Here is a 310-nt window from a genome sequence, read left to right as displayed (position 1 = left end):
AGGCCACGAAGATCATCCTGAAGAAGCAGACGCGCCCGGACCTGGTGTTGCTGGACGTGCGCATGCCCAACGTGAACGGCGAACAGTTCTGCCGCTTCATCAAGAGCAACAGCCTCTTCAAGGGCATCAAGGTGCTGCTGTGCTCCGGTGAGAACGTCGAGGAGCTCCAGCGCATCTGCCGCGAGGCCGGCGCCGACGGCTACATCCCCAAGGACGCCGTGATGGGCAACCTCGTCGCCAAGGAGCTGATGCCCCCTGGCGCCGAGTAGCCCCGCGCCTCAGGGAGCCTTGGCCGCCTCGGGCGTGGCAC

At 65.8% G+C, this 310-nt stretch carries 1 protein-coding gene; it reads left to right on the top strand.

The window, feature by feature from the left end:
- Positions 1-269: response regulator (locus D7X32_RS44600; RefSeq protein ID WP_147450544.1), on the top strand; the 269-nt coding region annotated here is incomplete at its 5' end.
- Positions 270-310 lie beyond the last annotated feature (41 nt).

It is taken from the genome of Corallococcus carmarthensis (assembly GCF_003611695.1).
Classification (GTDB): Bacteria; Myxococcota; Myxococcia; order Myxococcales; family Myxococcaceae; genus Corallococcus; species Corallococcus carmarthensis.
Note: the sequence above shows the minus strand (reverse complement) of the source record. Positions and strands in the feature narration are given on the sequence as shown.